This window comes from Blautia sp. HCP3S3_B11, from assembly GCF_052064435.1.
Taxonomy (GTDB): domain Bacteria; phylum Bacillota; class Clostridia; order Lachnospirales; family Lachnospiraceae; genus Blautia_A.
Map to the genome: position 1 here is coordinate 57,689 of NZ_JBQHVP010000009.1, position 18,052 is coordinate 75,740.

Annotated in this window: 18 protein-coding genes; all 18 read right to left on the bottom strand. The window is 42.5% G+C overall.

The genetic code is table 11. The features are described from left to right. Nucleotides 1-12: 12 nt before the first annotated feature. The 18 genes from ACTNC0_RS08665 to ACTNC0_RS08750 all read right to left on the bottom strand — a co-directional run bounded on the left by ACTNC0_RS08665 (nt 13) and on the right by ACTNC0_RS08750 (nt 18,051). The gene (locus ACTNC0_RS08665; RefSeq protein ID WP_441087042.1) at nt 13-1,725 is read right to left on the bottom strand and encodes a DUF6273 domain-containing protein; all 1,713 of its coding nucleotides are present in this window, start codon (nt 1,723-1,725) and stop codon (nt 13-15) included. Beyond that, nucleotides 1,682-2,869, bottom strand: a complete 1,188-nt coding sequence (locus tag ACTNC0_RS08670) for a reverse transcriptase domain-containing protein (RefSeq protein ID WP_441087043.1) — start codon at nt 2,867-2,869, stop codon at nt 1,682-1,684. The genes ACTNC0_RS08665 and ACTNC0_RS08670 overlap by 44 nt, the downstream gene beginning before the upstream one ends. 316 nt (nt 2,870-3,185) lie before the next feature. Beyond that, on the bottom strand, nt 3,186-3,689 hold the full coding sequence (locus ACTNC0_RS08675) for a hypothetical protein (protein WP_441087044.1): 504 nt from the start codon (nt 3,687-3,689) through the stop codon (nt 3,186-3,188). Next, the gene (locus ACTNC0_RS08680; protein WP_441087045.1) at nt 3,689-4,075 is read right to left on the bottom strand and encodes a hypothetical protein; all 387 of its coding nucleotides are present in this window, start codon (nt 4,073-4,075) and stop codon (nt 3,689-3,691) included. Before ACTNC0_RS08680 ends, ACTNC0_RS08675 begins: the two co-directional genes overlap by 1 nt. An 87-nt stretch (nt 4,076-4,162) precedes the next feature. Continuing rightward, nucleotides 4,163-4,546: a phage tail-collar fiber domain-containing protein gene (locus ACTNC0_RS08685; protein ID WP_441087046.1), complete on the bottom strand. Its 384-nt coding sequence runs from the start codon at nt 4,544-4,546 to the stop codon at nt 4,163-4,165. After that, entirely contained in the window at nt 4,546-5,310 is a 765-nt protein-coding gene (locus tag ACTNC0_RS08690; RefSeq protein WP_441087048.1) for a putative phage tail protein, read from the bottom strand. Before ACTNC0_RS08690 ends, ACTNC0_RS08685 begins: the two co-directional genes overlap by 1 nt. Nucleotides 5,311-5,312: 2 nt before the next feature. Further along, nucleotides 5,313-6,443 (bottom strand): baseplate J/gp47 family protein, encoded by a 1,131-nt coding sequence (locus ACTNC0_RS08695; RefSeq protein WP_441087049.1) that lies wholly within the window; start codon nt 6,441-6,443, stop codon nt 5,313-5,315. Between the two features lie 4 nt (nt 6,444-6,447). After that, nucleotides 6,448-6,900 carry a DUF2634 domain-containing protein gene (locus tag ACTNC0_RS08700; protein ID WP_441087050.1) on the bottom strand — a complete coding sequence of 151 codons (453 nt, stop codon included), beginning with the start codon at nt 6,898-6,900 and terminating at the stop codon, nt 6,448-6,450. Between the two features lie 8 nt (nt 6,901-6,908). Further along, the gene (locus ACTNC0_RS08705) at nt 6,909-7,259 is read right to left on the bottom strand and encodes a hypothetical protein (protein WP_441087051.1); all 351 of its coding nucleotides are present in this window, start codon (nt 7,257-7,259) and stop codon (nt 6,909-6,911) included. Between the two features lie 8 nt (nt 7,260-7,267). Next, entirely contained in the window at nt 7,268-8,518 is a 1,251-nt protein-coding gene (locus ACTNC0_RS08710; protein WP_441087052.1) for an XkdQ/YqbQ family protein, read from the bottom strand. Nucleotides 8,519-8,530: 12 nt separating this feature from the next. Further along, the gene (locus ACTNC0_RS08715) at nt 8,531-9,229 is read right to left on the bottom strand and encodes a LysM peptidoglycan-binding domain-containing protein (RefSeq protein ID WP_441087053.1); all 699 of its coding nucleotides are present in this window, start codon (nt 9,227-9,229) and stop codon (nt 8,531-8,533) included. A gap of 14 nt (nt 9,230-9,243) precedes the next feature. Then, entirely contained in the window at nt 9,244-13,992 is a 4,749-nt protein-coding gene (locus tag ACTNC0_RS08720) for a phage tail tape measure protein (RefSeq protein WP_441087054.1), read from the bottom strand. A gap of 163 nt (nt 13,993-14,155) precedes the next feature. After that, the gene (locus tag ACTNC0_RS08725) at nt 14,156-14,710 is read right to left on the bottom strand and encodes a phage tail assembly chaperone (protein WP_441087055.1); all 555 of its coding nucleotides are present in this window, start codon (nt 14,708-14,710) and stop codon (nt 14,156-14,158) included. Nucleotides 14,711-14,771: 61 nt separating this feature from the next. Next, the gene (locus ACTNC0_RS08730) at nt 14,772-15,227 is read right to left on the bottom strand and encodes a hypothetical protein (RefSeq protein ID WP_441087056.1); all 456 of its coding nucleotides are present in this window, start codon (nt 15,225-15,227) and stop codon (nt 14,772-14,774) included. Between the two features lie 13 nt (nt 15,228-15,240). Next, nucleotides 15,241-16,650: a phage tail sheath subtilisin-like domain-containing protein gene (locus ACTNC0_RS08735; protein ID WP_441087057.1), complete on the bottom strand. Its 1,410-nt coding sequence runs from the start codon at nt 16,648-16,650 to the stop codon at nt 15,241-15,243. Continuing rightward, the gene (locus tag ACTNC0_RS08740) at nt 16,650-16,895 is read right to left on the bottom strand and encodes a hypothetical protein (RefSeq protein ID WP_441087058.1); all 246 of its coding nucleotides are present in this window, start codon (nt 16,893-16,895) and stop codon (nt 16,650-16,652) included. Before ACTNC0_RS08740 ends, ACTNC0_RS08735 begins: the two co-directional genes overlap by 1 nt. A 12-nt stretch (nt 16,896-16,907) precedes the next feature. After that, entirely contained in the window at nt 16,908-17,777 is an 870-nt protein-coding gene (locus ACTNC0_RS08745) for a hypothetical protein (protein ID WP_441087059.1), read from the bottom strand. Beyond that, the gene (locus ACTNC0_RS08750) at nt 17,767-18,051 is read right to left on the bottom strand and encodes a DUF5026 domain-containing protein (protein WP_441087060.1); all 285 of its coding nucleotides are present in this window, start codon (nt 18,049-18,051) and stop codon (nt 17,767-17,769) included. The genes ACTNC0_RS08745 and ACTNC0_RS08750 overlap by 11 nt, the downstream gene beginning before the upstream one ends. Nucleotide 18,052: the final 1 nt, after the last annotated feature.

The window sequence follows — 18,052 nt, forward strand, 5'->3', positions numbered from 1 at the left end:
ATGCTCCTTTCTTTAGTCGAAGCTAAAGCCAAATCCATCGCAGTATACCCTGTCGATTCCGGCAGTCTTGCTTATTGTTACTCTTATGGATACACCATAGCCAGATACTGGCGCATTTGTGAAATCATGCGCTTTACTGGCGAGATACTCTTCTGTCATATCCTCCCAGTGCTTATCAGTTGCAGTCGCATCATTGCATGCCTCAACCTTTATTCCAGGTGATCCGGTTTTATCATAATTTATTCTTACGATAATCCGCTGCGCAGGCGCATCCGTTTCTACCGCTTTTGTTTCGAAACACAGCTTATCCGGCGTTTTCTTGAATGTAATATACCTATACACCTCTGCTCCGCTGCTGTTGACTGCTTTTACCTTAGCTGTGTGGGAAGCTTCCGGGGCAGCACTCTTAAACGCATCTGCAAAATCAAATGTGATTTCTCCGGCTGTATGTGCATCATTGACTGTCCGGATCAATGTGTCATCTAGGTACTCATATACGGTGATAGCATTCCCAAGAGAATCTGTTGCCGTATATGAGTATTCCGGCACAGACCATATTGATCCCAAGTTGGTATCGCTTCCGGAAATCACTATACTGCTCGCAACACGCTTAAATGCTATCGTCTTCGTTGATACATTCCCGAAAGAGTCTGTTGCGGTTATGGTTATATTGTGCAATCCAACTGCTAGGCTATTGAGCTTTTTGCCCGAAATACTATAAGTATAGGTCTGGCTCTGGTTTACCGGATTAAGATTCATTACTTCTGCCCCATCTAGTTTTACAGTTGCAGTCACTGTATCTCCGTCTGGATCCTTAATCGTAAATGACACATCAAACGGTGCATTCTTATCTCCAAGGTTTTCGCTGGCGGTAGATATTTTAGGCGCTGCGTTCCACTGTATCGTATATGCTCCATCTGTATCGGCTGTGTCAGAAACAAGAATAGAAGATGAAATACAACAAGCGGGGCGAACGCCACTGTTGCCATAGTACGCATAGTTGTAGTTGAGTGAGCCGTCAGTGTCGATAATGCGCGCACAGTGAGAATACGAGGCATACGGGGTTCTCAGCCAGTAATACCAGTTACTATTAACATTCAGGTTTGAATCTGTATACTCGCTCTTCGATACAGCTTCTGCTGTAGGCTTGCACTGTCTATTGCTTGCAGTCTGAAACAATTTATAAATCGTGCCTTCAGCAATAGAGTTTTCGTTAGGTAAACCTACTTCTGTGTTTGACAGAAGGAATATCTTGCCAGACACATTTTCATAGCCTCCGCCGTCAGTGGCTGTATTTTTGGCTGTTTTTTTTGCCACGCTCATAAGAGCAGATTTCATATTTTTGCTGAAGTTAGTCAGGAATCCAGCTTCCTGATCGTACTCATTTTTGTTATTCCACACATAATCATTTGTCGGAGCTTGGTCAGCATTATGCTGTGCCGTATACCAATTTCCGCCAGCTGCATCTGAGTTCAGCCATAAGCGCAGATTTGAGTGCAGGTATCTATTGTTTCCATAACTGTATCTGTCACCGCTGTTGTTTGGTTCTCTCGCATCAAAACACTTCAGTGTTATAAGTCTCTCTGTTACCAACGCGGTGGAGCCCGAGGGATCGCCGCTATGACCATGTTCCATGATCTTCCAGATGATCGGCTTGTTATTGTAAATGGTATTCGCATCCTTAACAAGCGTCCCTACTGGCAGACTGCTCAAGGTTTTTGCCATTTTTCCTTTTCCTCCTCTTGTGATTTCTGTATTTTTGTTCTTTTTTCAGTTTCCTGTACTCTGCCTTTTCTATTTCTGATAAATAGTCCATAAAAACTGTATAAAAATAAAATTGCATATCGCGGATCAGGTAATAAGATTCTCCCCTCTTAGCATGTGCCTTCCTGCTATCAAAAGATTCTTTCGCCTGCTCATAAGTCATCTCTCCTGATAAGACTTTTTTCTTATGTTTGCGGATTTTCTCTCTCCATCTTGACTTTGATTTTGCTTTTATCCTGCTTATCACTTTTCCTGAATCCGTAACATAAAAATGAAAGCCAAGAAAATCTATTCCGGCTTTCATTGGTGATATTTTAGTCTTCTTACTGTTCAACGTAAGACCAAGTTCTTTGGTGATCCTACGGATATTATCGAGGCATTCCTGCAGATATGTTTTATCGTGATGGATAAGGTAAAAGTCATCCATGTATCTACCATACCCTCTTATATGCAATCGTTCCTTTATGTAATGGTCCATCGGGCTTGCAATCATAAGCGCATCATTCTGGCTAAGTTGATTGCCTAACGGCACGCCTATGCCGCCAGGAATGCTTGCGTGAATGTCAGTAATTAGTTTTACCAGTTTTGCATCATGAAAATAGCTCCTGTACATGTCGTTCACCACATCATGCCGAATACTGTCGAAGTATCCCGAGAAATCGCAGATAAGAATATAGCCACCAATTCCATGTTTTGAAACTTCTTCACGCAGATGTCGTCTCAAAAGATCAAGTGCAAAGTTGGTTCCCTTTTCAGCTTGACTGGCGGAATTTTCATAGCAGAATGTAGGCTGGATTGCAGGGACAATTATGTTGTCATTTAATATTTTCTGCACAACTCTGTCTTTGTATTGCGTGCTCTTGATCTGCCTTGTTTTTCCTCGTTCATTTACAGTAAATCGGTGATAATCACTAATTTTATACTGTCCTCTTGCAAGCAGTGATTGTAAATACAGAGTACATTCCGGTGCTCTTAGATCATAACTGGCAACGCTGTCTTTCCAGAGCTTACCTTTGCGGCATTTTTTATGTGCCGCATACAAATTATTATAATCTGTAATAATTTCAAAGTTATCATACTCACTTATATCTCTTTTATATGTCATAAATAATACTCCCTGTTAAAGAAGTTCATGCCGCATACGCATGAGTACGTGTCCTGTACCTCAAATGAGAAGTACAGGATGTCGGCAATCGTTTATTCGATCATGTTGATCTTGATCTGGGATAGATTCTCCTTGGCCGGTGTACAGTGTTCGGCTTATTTCAGCTTACTATGTCAAACTTGTCCGGCAAATCGGGGCGAACGCCATTGTTGCCATTGTACGCATTGTTGTTGTTGAGTGAGCCGTCAGTGTTGATAATGCGCGCATTGTTAGAATTCGAGGCATTCGGGGAACAGATTCTACCCCAAGCAGAAAATCATGCCTGCATTTTTATTTCTTTCGCCATATCAAGAAATGTAAGTTCCAGCTCCGTAATAAATATTTCTTGTTTTGTTTCCGCAATATCTGCAAATCTCTTGCCAAATGTCTGCAATTCAGCTTTATACCATGCAGCTGTTGCATATCGAATCTCAACTACAAGCTGAGTCCAGTATCGAACTTTGTCTCCCGGAAGATGAAACAACTCCTCTGCAACGTCTATCATTGCAGTAAGGGTTCTGCAACAGGCCATTGCCTTACGCTGTTTCCTCTGCCTTTCTTCAAATTCTTTCTTGGTCCGGGGGAAAATTTCGTTTGTTTCATACAGCAGTGTAAATATCTCGAATGCTTTATTTGTAATCTTATCCGTAATTGTCAGACGAAATCTTTTCGGGAAATAATTTGTGTTGTTTGTGATCCTCACTGTATGGGCGGCCATCTGCTTCGCTTTAACAATTACTTCCAGATCGCCTTGCGTTCTCTCACTTCTTCTTGTTGCCATTATGCGTACAGCCTCTTATTTGCAGCGTCATATGATCCGCATATCAGCACTATATCGTCTGCTGTATCAAACAAATCAACTGCAACATTATCCGAATCTAAGACTTTTGCATCCGTCATAGCCTGCACAACCATCGCAATCTGCAGAACATTTTCCTTCAGCACCACCAAGCGTGCATCAACAGCACCCGCCACTTCCAATGAGCCTTGAATTCGCTCAGATAATTGAGTTTCTAATAATTGTCTCTCTTTTCTTTCGCAAAATTGATTGCTAATTATTTGTTGAAATACGTAATTAAAAACATCTGCATGAGCTCTATCTGTTACCTCTAATTTGCGGATTTTCTCATTAAAAATTACATTCTCCGAAATATCATAATACGCCATGTGTCACCTCCCATATCGAAAATTGATATTATCACTTTTGGCGAGACTAATGCTCAAATCGTTAAAAAATATCGAATATCGTTATTGTCAATCTTTCATCGAATCATCGATTTGAAACGTCATTTCCCACTCTGGGTCTTTTCCTTTTTTTAAAAAGTTCTTTACGGCTATTATATCTCCCTCTGCGTCATATAAGGCAATTTCAGATATATATTTTCCTACCAATTCATCTTCTTGCAATGTGCAGAAATATCTGCAGGTAAGATTATCAATGAGTTCATATTTATCTATTTCCTTGCGCAGTAATTCGCTGTTCAACATCGTTTGTGTGATACTAGGAATCTTCACATTTCCTTCTTCATCAGTCCCGCCATCCCCAAAAGCAAAACCAACAATTTTAGGGAGCGCTTTCACCCCCATTCTTGCCTGAAGAATTTTTTCCCTGGCTTTTTCCGTTATTACTGCTTCCATTATAATTTCTCCTTTTCTTCCAAAGCATTCAGTTGTTTTTTACCATCTAGTAATTCGTTGCCATCTAAACGCCACATAGCCTTTCTTCTTATCACCGCGACATCTATGTTCTCAGAAAACAGCATATGAGGTAGCGGTATCTGCATCCGTATGTTGATTTTCTCTTTTTTACACAAGCTGAAATGTGTCCTTAAAAGCAAAACTTTCGAAATGAAATCTTCTATGTTGTGGCATACTATTTGTTCAATTCCAACTCGAATTGACAACGACAAATGAGACGGTTTGATTTTTTTAACATATTCTATCACCTGGTAAATATATTCGATATTCATTAGATAGCTTAAATCTATCAAAAGGTTTATAACTATTATGTATTTATCACAATACTCAACCACGAGAGATCTCAATCCATATACAGATGATATTATGTTTTCAATTCTATACGGATTCAATGGAGATTTTATCGTGCTGTCTCTGTATTTTGTTATCTGCCTTCTCCGGTCTTCGATTGGTTCTTTTTGATTTATCGGTATTCCATACATTATCTCATGAAGATATAGTCCCCATGTCGCAGTTTGCGGAAATACTTGGTTCTGTATTTCCGCAGTTGATTTAATCGCTGTATCTAATTCTTCTCCGATAATTTCAAAGATCCATTTTGCAACATATGATTTATCATACCAGCCTCTTGTCACATACGTCAGGAGCCTCTGAGCAACCTCATTCGTAGGAAAATGTTCCAAATCAACATTGTCTATATGCATCTCTATCCCTCCGTAAAATTAAGCTCCGTCGCAGTTGTGATCGGATAATAGTCTGCCGCAACCGATATATTGTTCGTATTTTCATTTATACGAAAATCTGAGAAATCAATTACTCCGGCTGTGTTAGACAACAATGCAGATGCAACCGTATACCGGATTTCTTCACTGTCCTTAGCTTTCCTGTAGTAGGTCTTTAATGCTGTCAGGAATGCTTCCTTTACATTATCGATACTGTAATTGCTTTCCAATTCAAGCACTGCACTGTAGGATATGGTCATATCCTTCACTGTAGATATCGTCACGGATGCTCCAATTGGAGCCAGACGCTTCATTCTGTCCTTCGGAGATACAATATAGTCTTCAACCGCCTGCAATGTTTCTTCTCCGACTGCACTTCCGTCCGGATCAGCAACAACAACCTTAACAGTTCCAGGTCCTTTCCATTCAGCTTCCACGACAGCAGAACCAACACCAGATACCTCTTTCGCCCAACGTACATAATCTGCATCACAGCCAACAAAAGAAACCTCAGCTGAACGCAGTTTTTCAAGAATTCGTTCACGATATGTATCATCGTCTTCTTCGTCTGTTCCGCCTCGGATAGGATTTTCATTCGTCACGGAAGCGATGTTTTTATTTGTCTGTTTTTGCAATATTACAGTGTTTCTCGTAACATTATAGGCAGCTCCTGCCATGACAGACGCAACAGCTATATCAACCGTTCCGGAATCCGAAATAGTTTCCTCAGTAGTTGTAGCAAATTCAATAGATTCTGTATCTGCTGTTCCTTCCGTACAGAAGACAGTTCCTTCTTCAATCACGGTTCCCGGAGTACCTGTAACAGTCACATGCCCGGAAGCTCTGCTTGCCTGCTTTCGTGTTACCTTTGCAGATACTCCATGCAGATCAAGCCATTCACCCCAGGCCCACATTGGAAACATAAGCATCAATGTTCGGGTAAGGTTGTACTGTATCAGTCTGGAGATCTCGATTGCAGTCGGCATGGTAAAATCATATGGAAAGTCTGCCGGCATATCAGATATATCAACTGGCAGATTATTCATCATCCGGGACTGGATTGTATCAGGATCGCTGTTATCTATAAATTCTGGAGTTACAAATTCTTCTGTCAAATTCTCATCTCCTTTTCAATGTTACTTCTAAATCAAATTTCTCCCAGTGTATTGCGTACACTGTAAATTTCACATAAACCACAGATGGTTCCCATGAGAACTCAAAGTCCTCTACGGATTCAGTTCGTGGATTTACCATCAGGGCCTCTTCTATGGTACGTTCGATTGCCAGTTCCACAGCTGTATCATCTTCTTCCTTCATGGCATCTTCCATCTCTGCGCCGATATCATCGTCGTACCCGAGACAGCTATACCTTTCTGTAGCAACTGCCTTTACGCACCATATCTTATATGCTTCGAGCCCTTCGCTTTTAAGCATGCAAAAAGGAGATTCACAAACGAAATCTCCTTTCTCTAAGTCCCACGCCACAGATGGCTTGTACTCTGTATCATATTCTTCGCTTTCTTCCTCATATTCCGGTATATCCACCACCGGATATAAGTTATTGTCTGCCATATGTCCTCCTATACCGGTCTGGTTATAATGTCGATCACAACAGCAGTGTCTTGCACCCACGCAATCAACACTCTGTCTCCGGCCTGCAACTGCCGCATAGATTCCGGAAGATATGCTTTTCCAGAATGTTCATCTGCCCGGACATCGCAAAATGCATCTCCCGTCTTTCCAAGAGTTAATTGCCTACAAACTCTGTAATCGTTTTTAGGAATTGGAATCGGAAATGTATTCGAGAGCAGGCTGCCGTCTGCCTGAATCTCTGCAAAATCAAGGTAGAGCGGCTTATCTGCGTGTTCCTTCATTCTTGCATCTAATGCCGCAGCTAATCGTGCGACACCGTCATTACTGTCATATGCCATATGCCCTCCTAATCAAACGAGCCTTCGTCTACCCAGCCGCATACATGGGTCTCAGCCCAGTTAACATTTTCCAAGCACCATGGATGAGCACTGCCCGGATTACTGTGTGTTATTGTCGCCTTTCCGGCGCTTACCTTATATCCTGACGTTGCATCCGAAGAAACATAATGATAGCCGCCATGGAAGTTGACTGTATCTCCGATGCTGTAATCTCCATCCTTTTTCTTGTTATCCTTTTTCGAAGACGAAGATTTCAGCTTAGTTTTCTTTAAAGTCATAGTCATTTCCATCTTGTCGCAATCATGAGTAATTGCCTTTACCCAGTAATACCCTGATCCAGTTGACATTTTAAGATGGATAATATCTCCTTTTCGGATGATAGGAATGTCGATAGTAACTACCTTGATTTCCTCTTTCGGCTTTCCATCATCATCAAGAACTTCTTTTGCCTCTTTCTTCGCCTCATCTAAGCTGTCATCCTTGCCTCTGGTAAGGATCTTCTGGCGGATGCCGTACTTTGTTTGACCATCAACCGTAGCTTCTACTGGCCTACGCTTATCATCGTCTGCTTCTCCGAGAATCTTTACTCGTGTAACCATTCCCGAAGTGCTGATCTTATGAGAAACACTTATTAGATTTTCTGTCTCAGCAAAATGATAGATGTTCTTGTTGCTGCCAATCGCCAGAATCTGGGCCTTGCCCTTTACAGAGCGGATTACCGAATAGCCTCCACCCTTTTTCTTTGCTTCGTCCAGAATATCCTTAACCATCGTTCCAAGCTTCTTTTTATCTTCTTTGATAACTCCATGAGTCACATCAGGTCCGGCATATTTGCCAATTGGTATACCCCATTTCTTGAAATAATCCTGTATAACCTGCTTGGTTCTTGCTCCGGAAGAATAATATACACAGTCTTCCGACTCCTGCAAATCATACAGGTTATCATAGGCCTTCAGCTTTAATGGTTGACTGCTTGACTTTGCAGATGGATTCCATTCTACAATCCGGCCACGCATAGCTTCATGCGCAGTTCCTGTCTTATATCTGTAATATAAATACAGATAACAGCCCGGTTTAGACAAACTGGAAATACGTCCTTTTGCAGTCTTATCATTTTTTACTGTACATGATAGTCTTGCTGCGAGTTCGTTTTCCAGCTCTTCCCATCCCAGATCTTCGACAAAATTTGTTATGTCATATTTCTTCCTTTTTTCAGTTACAAGAACCAAATAGTAAGAATATTTCAGCGGATCAACCATATAATGCCTCCTTTACGGTATCGTAAGGATAGTTCCAGGGAATATCCAATCTCCCTTATTGCTATCCTTATGACCATATTTCTTTGCAGCTTTTTCTATTGTCGTCTTATTCGCATTGTAAATTTTTTCCCAGTCTGCGCCAGATCCATAAAACTTTCTTGCAATATCCCATAGACAATCGCCGGATTTTATTGTATAGGTCTGTTTTTTCTTTTCTGTCGAGGTCTTCTTCAGGTTTGTTCGGGTTGTTGTCTTCTTCTTTTTCTTGTCAATTCCAAGATCCTTTGTAGTCTGAATCTTTAGAGGGCGGTAACGATAAAAAGTGATGGAATAGGAATAATCTCCTTTTCCACCAAACTTCTTATATTCAAAGCTCTGTATTGTGACATCGGTATTTATACCTCCGCCAGCGGAAATTACAAGATTCAGGATTGTACCTTTATCTCTCCAATTTTCCAGTTTCTTTATGCAGGACTTCGGGTCCAACCACTTAGTGTTTATGTTCCATTTCTTTCTCGCTCTGCCCCAAAAATATCCGCTCCACTCATATGATCTGATATCTGGACCAGCCGGAAATGCAAAGGTTCCTTTTTTTATCAGATCGTACTTCTGGTATTTTGAATTTCCCTTAACAGTAATCTCCTTGTCTGGGAGAGAAGGAAAGCGAAGACAGGATTGCTTATTTGCCGCCTCTTTTAAATATATCTCCATACTCTCTCCCCTTTCTACGTCGGCATATTTGCGTATGATTCGAGTAATCTTGATGCCAGTTCTCCGGACATTTCGTTAATCAGTTCTTTCAATTTCTCCTTGATTGAATTGACTGTATCATTTCCTCCGTCTCCATTAATATTGAAGACTGGATTCATGTTAATCACAACCTGTCCCTTATCGCCATTGTTGCCAGAGCTTCCGGAAGATGAGTCTGCCGAATCTCCTGACAGTGGAACATCTCCAACCATACCTCCGTCTGCATACTCTTTGACACCCAATGCCCGTCCAGCCTGTAACCACAAGTCCATGCCTCTGTCTCGGCGTTTTGAGCCAAGAGGAATAATAGCTTCTGGACCATCTTCACCTACCCAGGATAACAGTGGACCAGTAACAATGCTTCCTTCTGCATTGCCTGCAATAGATGCCGTTACAGAAGAACCACTTCCTGATGTCGTTATTCCGGCAGATGGATTTGTTATATGCCAGTTAAGAGTTACATTAACGGTGCATGATGCAGGAATCGGATTAGAGAAGGTAGACTGTACTTCTCCTGCAACTTCAGAATATACTTCTGCTGCATTATTTGTCTGATCGAGTGTTACATCAGTGTGGCCATCTGCCGGCATAGATTCAGAGAATGTACTTTCAACCTCTGACTGTGCTTGCTCTTTTGCTCCGGACGCATCTGTGGTCGCATCAGTGATATTAACGTTTGCAGTTGTATCTGTCTCAACCGGTTCCGTTTCAGTCTGCGATTCTGTCGCACTCTGAATACCGGAAGTATCAACATTTACTAATTCCTGTGGAATCGTTACCGTTGCCCCAGACGTTACAGTTATGTCATTCGCCGCAAGCGTACCGGATTCCATGCCAAAGGCTGCCTCAATTTGCGCTGTAGCTGATTCTGAATCAACCTCAACGTTTGATAAGTCCACCTTAACTCCTTCGGCAGTAACAGAAAACTCTGCTCCCTCAGTTGTTAACGCAGACATAGCGTCACTTATTGCAGCTTGTGCGGCATCACCATTCACTTCTGCCTTCAAGGTATCCATTGAAATCGTAATCTCATCTCCCGGATGGATGATATACGGTTCTTCAATACCATTCTCCTCTGCAATCTTATGCCAATCAACGCCCAGTGCATTTCCAATATCCCATAGACAATCACCAGCTTCAATCTTGATTTTTGCGCCTTCTGCCGTAACTTCTTCAGTAGTTGCAAGATCTCCAAGTTTTTCGTTCATAGCCGATACCCAGGAATCTTTATCAATATCCACATCTCCATCAACAGCAGCTCTCAGCCCTTCAAGAGTTATCTCATCTGTTGTTGTTTCTGCCGCAGCCCTATCAATTGCAGTTCTAAGCTCGTCAGGTAACTGCTCTCGTAAATCTTTATACGCAGGATTGCTCGGGTCTGTGAGAACGCTCTTCATTTCTTCACTTCCGGATTCGAGGATCTGGTTTGCATAATTCTGCCAAGCGGCATCAACATCACCTGCTGCCGCACCAACTTCAATAGCTTCCTTGTACCCATCCATAAGACTCTGTGGCACTGCCTGTCCTGCTTCTCTGTACTGGTCAATCAAGCTTCCCATTTGACTAACATCCGGAGCTATTGACTGATACAGCTCATTTAAAGCTCTCTGATCGGCATTTGCGCCAAATCCAAAGAATCCTTTACCATCATCCATTGATTTAAACGTGTCTTCAAAAGTACCCGCAATCATTCCATAGCTTCCACTCTGTAAACTGGTTTCGGCGCTCTTTAAAGCATCCTGTGCATTTTCCGTAAGCGTCTGGATGTTTCCGGTAATCTTCTCACCGTATGTATCATTCAGGGTATTACTTCCAAGTTCAAGGCTCTTGGCTAATTCGGAGCCTTGCTGTCCTCTTACATACCACCCTGTCTGCTCCTGATAACTCTGATTCTGCGCGTGAGTAATTCTTCCGGCAGCTTCCATGGCATTCAATTCTGAATACCACTGAGTAACATCCGCCTGAACACTTTCCATTGCGGTCTCACGCTGGCTTCGCATTTCATCCATCAAATCTGTAAACGAACCGCTTTCCAGGTCAGCAGCACTCATATGTCCGTATTTCTGGTTAATCCAGTCCCACTGCGCTTGTGCTTCGGCTTCTTTCCAGCGAGCAGTAATGTTATTCATCTTCTCCTGCAATGCACTAATAGCTTCTTCTTCATTCACATCAATGATGCCGTCTCTTAGGGCTTCTGATACCTTTTGCGACAACTGACTGGATAAATCGGATAGCTCTAAATTGTCCGCTCTAGCCCATTCCTTGATGTTCTGGGCTAATGTCTGGCCGTCTTCTGTACCTCCGAGATATGTCTGGACGTGAATGTGAGCCGCAAATGTACGACTCTCCAACTCAGATATCTTGCTTTCGACAAAAGTATTAATATTATCCGTATATTCCTGCTGTTCATCAGCTGTCAAAGTGATTCCAACTCTGCTCTTGAACTCAAGGACATCATTTGACTCTAAAGCTTTCTGTGCTTCAGCTCTCAGATTGTCGGCATTCTGTACTTCATTCAATGCCAGTTCGACATTGGTAAGGTACTTCTGATTCAGTATTCCTGCCGCCACATCTTTGACTTCGTCTGCAGATAATTTAATCTTCCCAAAATGTTCCTCCAAACTATTCTCAAGCTGAGTCTGGTTATACTTGTCGATTGCAAGTTTGATTCCTATAATCGCAGCTGTAATTCCCGCTGCCGCAAGTCCAACTTTTGCTCCCATAGGAATCATTGAACCCAGATTACCTACGAAATCCATCACATCGTTTGCGCTTCCAGCCGCCTCTGTAATATTACCGATAGCATCTCCGATAGGGGATAGGGTTTCCACTACACTTTTCCCTTTTTGTGCGATCGCCACCGCTCCTTTCGCTAGAACTCCTGCACTTAACCACGATGTTAGCCCTGCTTTTTCACCGCCAGGAAGAATAGCCGCTGCACTCGAAAATAATGTGCCAAGCCCACTGGATATTAATTGCGCGCCATCTCCAGAAACCCAATTCCCGAACGGCTTTGCGATTATTGAATCCCATGCTATGTCTATCTTTCCAAACAGATCCGCATTCTTCCATTCATCAGAACCGGTCATGTCAGTGATCTTACGCTTTACATCTGCAATCTTATCGTCTATCACGTCCATCATGGTATTGATTCCGTCTGTTATCCCCGGCATTGCATCAGCTATTCCGCCTGCAATATCTCGCAGATATGGAGACAAACGCTCTCCAAAAGCATTCTCTGTGCCTTCGATAGCGCTCTGCATTAATGTAAAGGAACCTTTAAGGTTGTCCAGCATCGTATCAGCCATATCCTGCGCTGCATCATTTGCATTATAAATAGCATTACTCAACTTGTTATAGTCTTCTTCACTGGCATTAACAATCGCAAGCATTCCTGCCATTGCTTCTTTACCAAAGATAGTAGATGCTACTGCTGTCTGCTCATCTCTGGAAAGCCCACCTAAACTTCCTCTTACGTTATCAATAACACCTTTAAGCGACTTTAAATTCCCTTCGCCATCCGTGATACTAATTCCGTATTTATCCATGGCTTCTGCCATATCATTGGTAGGTTTTACCATATTAGCTATGGAAGTTTTTAATGCCGTACCAGACATACTGCCTTTAACATTTGCACTGGCCATTAAGCCTAATGCTAACGATGTATCTTCTATTGAATATTTCATAGCACCAGCTACAGGAGCCACATATTTAAATGATTCACCAAGCATAGATACATCTGTATTGGCATTCGCACTTGCTTGAGCCAATACATCAGCAAAATGTCCAGCATCTCCTGCAGTTAAACCAAATGCAGTAATAGCATCCGTAACGATATCAGAAGTTGTCCCAAGGTCTTCTCCTGAAGCTGCTGCAAGGCTCATAATGCCGGATATACCATCTATCATCTGTTGCGGCTTCCATCCTGCCATAGCCATATAATTAAACGCCTCAGCTGATTCTGTAGCCGTAAACTTGGTCGTTGCGCCCATCTCCTGTGCTTTTGCGGTCAGATCATCGAATGCCTGTCCTGTTGCACCAGAAATAGCTTTCACCTGGGACATCATAGCTTCGAAGTCCTGGAAGGAATTAACCGATTCTGCCACACCGAAACTGGCACCGATCAACGATGCCCCTTGCACAACCGGATTTTTTGCTGCACTTGCAAGCGTAGAAATAGGAGCGGTTGCCGCATCTATGACACCAATGGTAGCATTAAACACGCTTCCTCCCCATGATTCCGCTGCATCCTGTGCGGCCCGGATAACCGGCGTAGCTTCATCAGATGCTCCAATCTCGGCATCCCCACTCATTCCATCGAAATTCTCCACCGCATCAGAAGCGGCGGATACTACCGGGGTGGCGCTATCGTCTGCTCCTATTTCTGCATCTCCGGAAGTACCGTCAAAATTTTCTACAGCATCCGAAGCAGCATTGACCGTCTGCGTAGCAGAATCATCTGCCGCAACTTCAACTTGTGCCGTCTCTCCGTCTATCTGCTCCGTAGCATTTTCAACAGCTGAAAGAACCGGGGTTGCATTGTCGTCTGCTCCTATTTCTATCTCAGCCGCTACGCCTGATCTACGCTGGAATCGTTGTGCCGCCCTATCCGCTCTCTCGAACGCTCTTTCCATTGCAGTGAGATTCCTGGTCACACTCGACGTTCCGGAACCGGTATTATCGACTACATTAACAGGAATCTCTATCCTTATCGTTTCTGCCAAGCATCTCACCTCTTTTCATTTTTCTTGATATTTTCTTCAATCCATACCTCTGTAGAGGCAAAAAGAAAGGCTCTGACCCCAGAGGGTAAAGCCATAACCTCATCCGGCCGTATTCCCTGCCTCTGGAATATCCAGTGCAACAGGGCTGATTTGTAGCCGGACCTTATAAGTTTTTTGCTGTTTCAACCTTTGTTTCTTCTGTATCGTAGCCTGAAAGCTCGTCCAGAACAGCTAATACGTTCTCTTTTTCTCCCGGAAGCAGTACCGCATCAATAACATCCAGGGCATTAATAATGTGTTTTCCTCTCCGTCTTAATGCTTCCTGAACCTGTTTGTTATCCCACAGTTTTTCCTGATCCTCTGCAATTGTCGCATTGTAAATCATAGAACTGCGGAGTTTCGCATTGTCTACTCCTTCAGCTACCTTTGTGCCAGTTCTCTTATTTTTCACATACTTAGTATATTTCTTACGAATTTCATACAAGGTTCCATCTGCCAATGCGTGAATAGAGAAAACGAAATAAAGCTTCCCATTACGAACAATCTCAATCTTCTTTGTTTCGTCTTCTGCATCTTCTGCTGCATCTAAGAGGCCCGTCAGATAATCTACCTCATTTGCCGCCATATCTGCCTTTAACACTTCTTCCGCTTCAGCTTCTGTCATATCAAGTTCCGTTGTTTTTGCTTCTTCCGTTTCATTGATATATGTTTTTCCCATGTAACATCCTCCATTTTTTAAATAGGGTGGCTACATTAACCACCCTTATATTAGTCATGTATCAAATTGTCAAAGCGGATCTCTGCTCCGGACGTCCATTACAGTGTAAATTATATGATCTTGTCAGGACATCTCCTGTGGATACGTTCTGCAGATCCTGATCTCCGCTAAAGATGCATTCTCGATAAGTAACACGTTCCTGAGAGCCATTGCGTCCTTCGATAGCTCCATCCATTGTCATAACCGGGCTTTCGCCATCCTGTACTGCTTTAATAACCTGATTAAACAGGTATCCATCGAGCACGACAATTTCGGAGATTGTAATCGTTACTCCGACAGTGTTGTTGACCTCAAGTTCCATGTTCTGGCCAACCGGATTATATTTATTATTATTGAATGATGCCTTCGTCTGGAAGCTGTTTACCTGTGCAAATGCTTCGCCGTCTTCATTGTACAGCATCGCATCTTTGCCAGATCTACTATGTCTTGCATCTGTTGAAGCTCTTGTATTTAACATTTAATCGTCCTCCTTATTCTGCAATAGTGCTAAACTGGAATCTAAAGAATTCGTAGATATGCTCTGCTGAATCCTTATCAATTACGTCAATGTCAAAGTAGCAGTTATCTGTATCTGCCACATAAGTTGTGCTCTCTGCTACCGTTCCCTGTACCAGCTTGCCTTCCTGAACCATATCGTTGATGATTTTCTGAATCTTCCCTACAATCGTAGCTCTGCCGTTTACATCATTATCAACTTTACCGACTAATGCATCTGCCTGAGCATTTGCCCTGTACAGCAGTTCATAACGTGTTTTTACACGACGGATTTTCTTCCATCCGGCATCTTTGTTATCTGCAGGTTTAATCAGCGTGTTGATGCCACTGTCAATCCACACTTCATCAGCAGAAGATTTGCTCAGGACCAGACAACCTTTCAGCTCTGCCTTAGTGATCTGCGTGTTCGTAAGCACCTCGCCAAGGTCCGTATATCTTGAGATTACGGTATGTGTCACAGACTGGTTTGTAGGAGTTGAAGCAATAATGCCAGCAATTCCTCCGGTGGTCTGATAACCATCCAACGTTCCGCCATTAATCTGCACTTTCGGATTAAGAACATAAACCATGTTCTCTCCATTGTAGCCTGCTGCTGCACTCATTCTTTCTTCAATATCTTTATTGTCTTTCTCCGCAATAACGCCAATTCCAAACTGGCCAGCTTCATAGATTCTATCCAGAAACGCCTGCAACAGCGCATGTACTGCAGGTTCTTCGGTATCCACGCAGATAGTATTGAAGAAATATTTTTCCGCCTGTGAAAAAGCTTCTGAATAATTCGCAGTTGCTACCACAGGGTTCTTGCCTCCTGTAAACGCTGTCTGATTAACATTTGTAATAATGCCCTTTGCTGATTCTTCAAGAGAAACTGTGAAATTCTTTGAATTCGCAAAAGCTTTTACGAGAGAAGCTACTTCATCATCACCTACTGCAAAATACACCTTTTCAAATTCAGTTGTACCTGTGTAGATAATGCACTCTTTTCTGTCTGTATCTGTTAAACGGTTCTTGACAGTTACGGAAAGGGGCATCTCTCCGGGATGTTTTGCTGTGATCTTCACTTTTCCAGTTGCGGCTGTAAGACTTGCACTTGCCGCTGTTCCACCAGTTCCATTAAGCCGGCAACAAATAACCTTCTTGGCACCACCATACAGGGCTTCACGAATAAGATCAGTTGTTAATCCATCTCCGTAGACTGATGTGTAATCATCTCCTCTTTCCAAAATCGTTACTTTGTCAACTGGTCCGAAAGCCGCCTTAAATACGGCTACAACGACACCATCAATTGCTCCAAAGAGATTTTCATCGCCGTTCTTATCTACATTAAAATAAGCCCCTGGACGAACCTTAGTCCCTGCTTCCGGGATCTGGAAATATTCCGCCATTATTTAACCTCCTGTTTCATAAAATCTGTAACAAGCTTCTGAGCTTCTGTAACTGTCATTGTTTTTTTCTGTGACATTTTCAGAGCTACTACCACGCAGTCCTTAGGGGCTACATGGTTTTTAGGGCAATAAAAAAGCTGGTCGCTCGCGGCAATCAGCTCATCAATGCCATATTCTGTTTCTTTTTCTTTCGGAAGAACTTTTGTATTTTCCCCCGGAAGATTTGTTTTTTTTGTTTCTGCCATCTGCTTCTCCTTTCAATTTGTGAACTCCATTCCCATTCCAACAAGATCATGATTTTTTGTGTTGCCTCTGAGACATCCATATTTTCCGGTTATAGTCAGCTGTCCTTCCCTGAGATAATCTGACTTATTGTTCAATTCAAGACTCTGAATAATCATGGGCGAATCATCTAGCATAATTATCTCTTCATCTATGGCCACCTTCTGATTGATAGATGCAAGTGTCTTTAACCTTGTTGAAGATCCCGGATAAATCAGATGTACTGCAATCTTTCCGATAAACCAGGAAATCGTATTCATGCAGTGTCCTGTCGTGTGCTGTATATTTGCCAGTCTACAATAGAACACTGGTGTTTTAGAGGTTTCAATAAAGTCTCCAACATTATCTATGCCAAGCACCATTGTTTCCGGAAATATCTTTTTGATATACGCAGCTACCGCAAGAACCGGATCAGGATCCGTGCTGAATTGCTCTGGATATTCGAGGATGTCAAATGCCATTTCTTTGCACCACACCTCTTTTCCCTCAATCGCATATGATTCTGTACGCGCCCATGCCACGCAAAACGGTGCTTCTCCTGCCGGCTTCATCAGTACGTCCTGAAGGCAGTGCTTCACAGCTGTTTCAATATCTTCGATTATTGTACTGGTTTTATCCGTATACATTGCAACATACAAGGTTCCCGCCGATGATCGTTCCTGATTGACCTGCATATCGATACGGTAGCATATCCTCGGATACTGCGTGGCTCCTTCCCATCCTTCCTGCTGGTCTGCCGGAAACTCAGAGTCAAAAATTGCAGGTGCTCCGGCATATGTAGCAAGCATTGTCTGCAAATTTTCGTCTGCAGAAAGACGTTTAAAAATCAGTTCACTAAGATTCATTCGCAGCCTCCCTGTATTCCTGAACTGTACGAAGGCCATCGCTTGAATATCTTATTTCCCACTCATTTTTATAAACTTCTGAAACAGGTATGAAGAAATGATTTTGGGTGTTTGTCTTCTCATTCGGGAACATGACTGTTATCCGTTCCTCAGAAACATGATAAACAATGCCAGATATTCCTTCTTTCCATGTTCTGTGCTTTGCATATATGAGTGTTCCTCTGCGTACTTCGTCCATATCGAATTCTATTCGTTCAATATGATTAATCAGCATG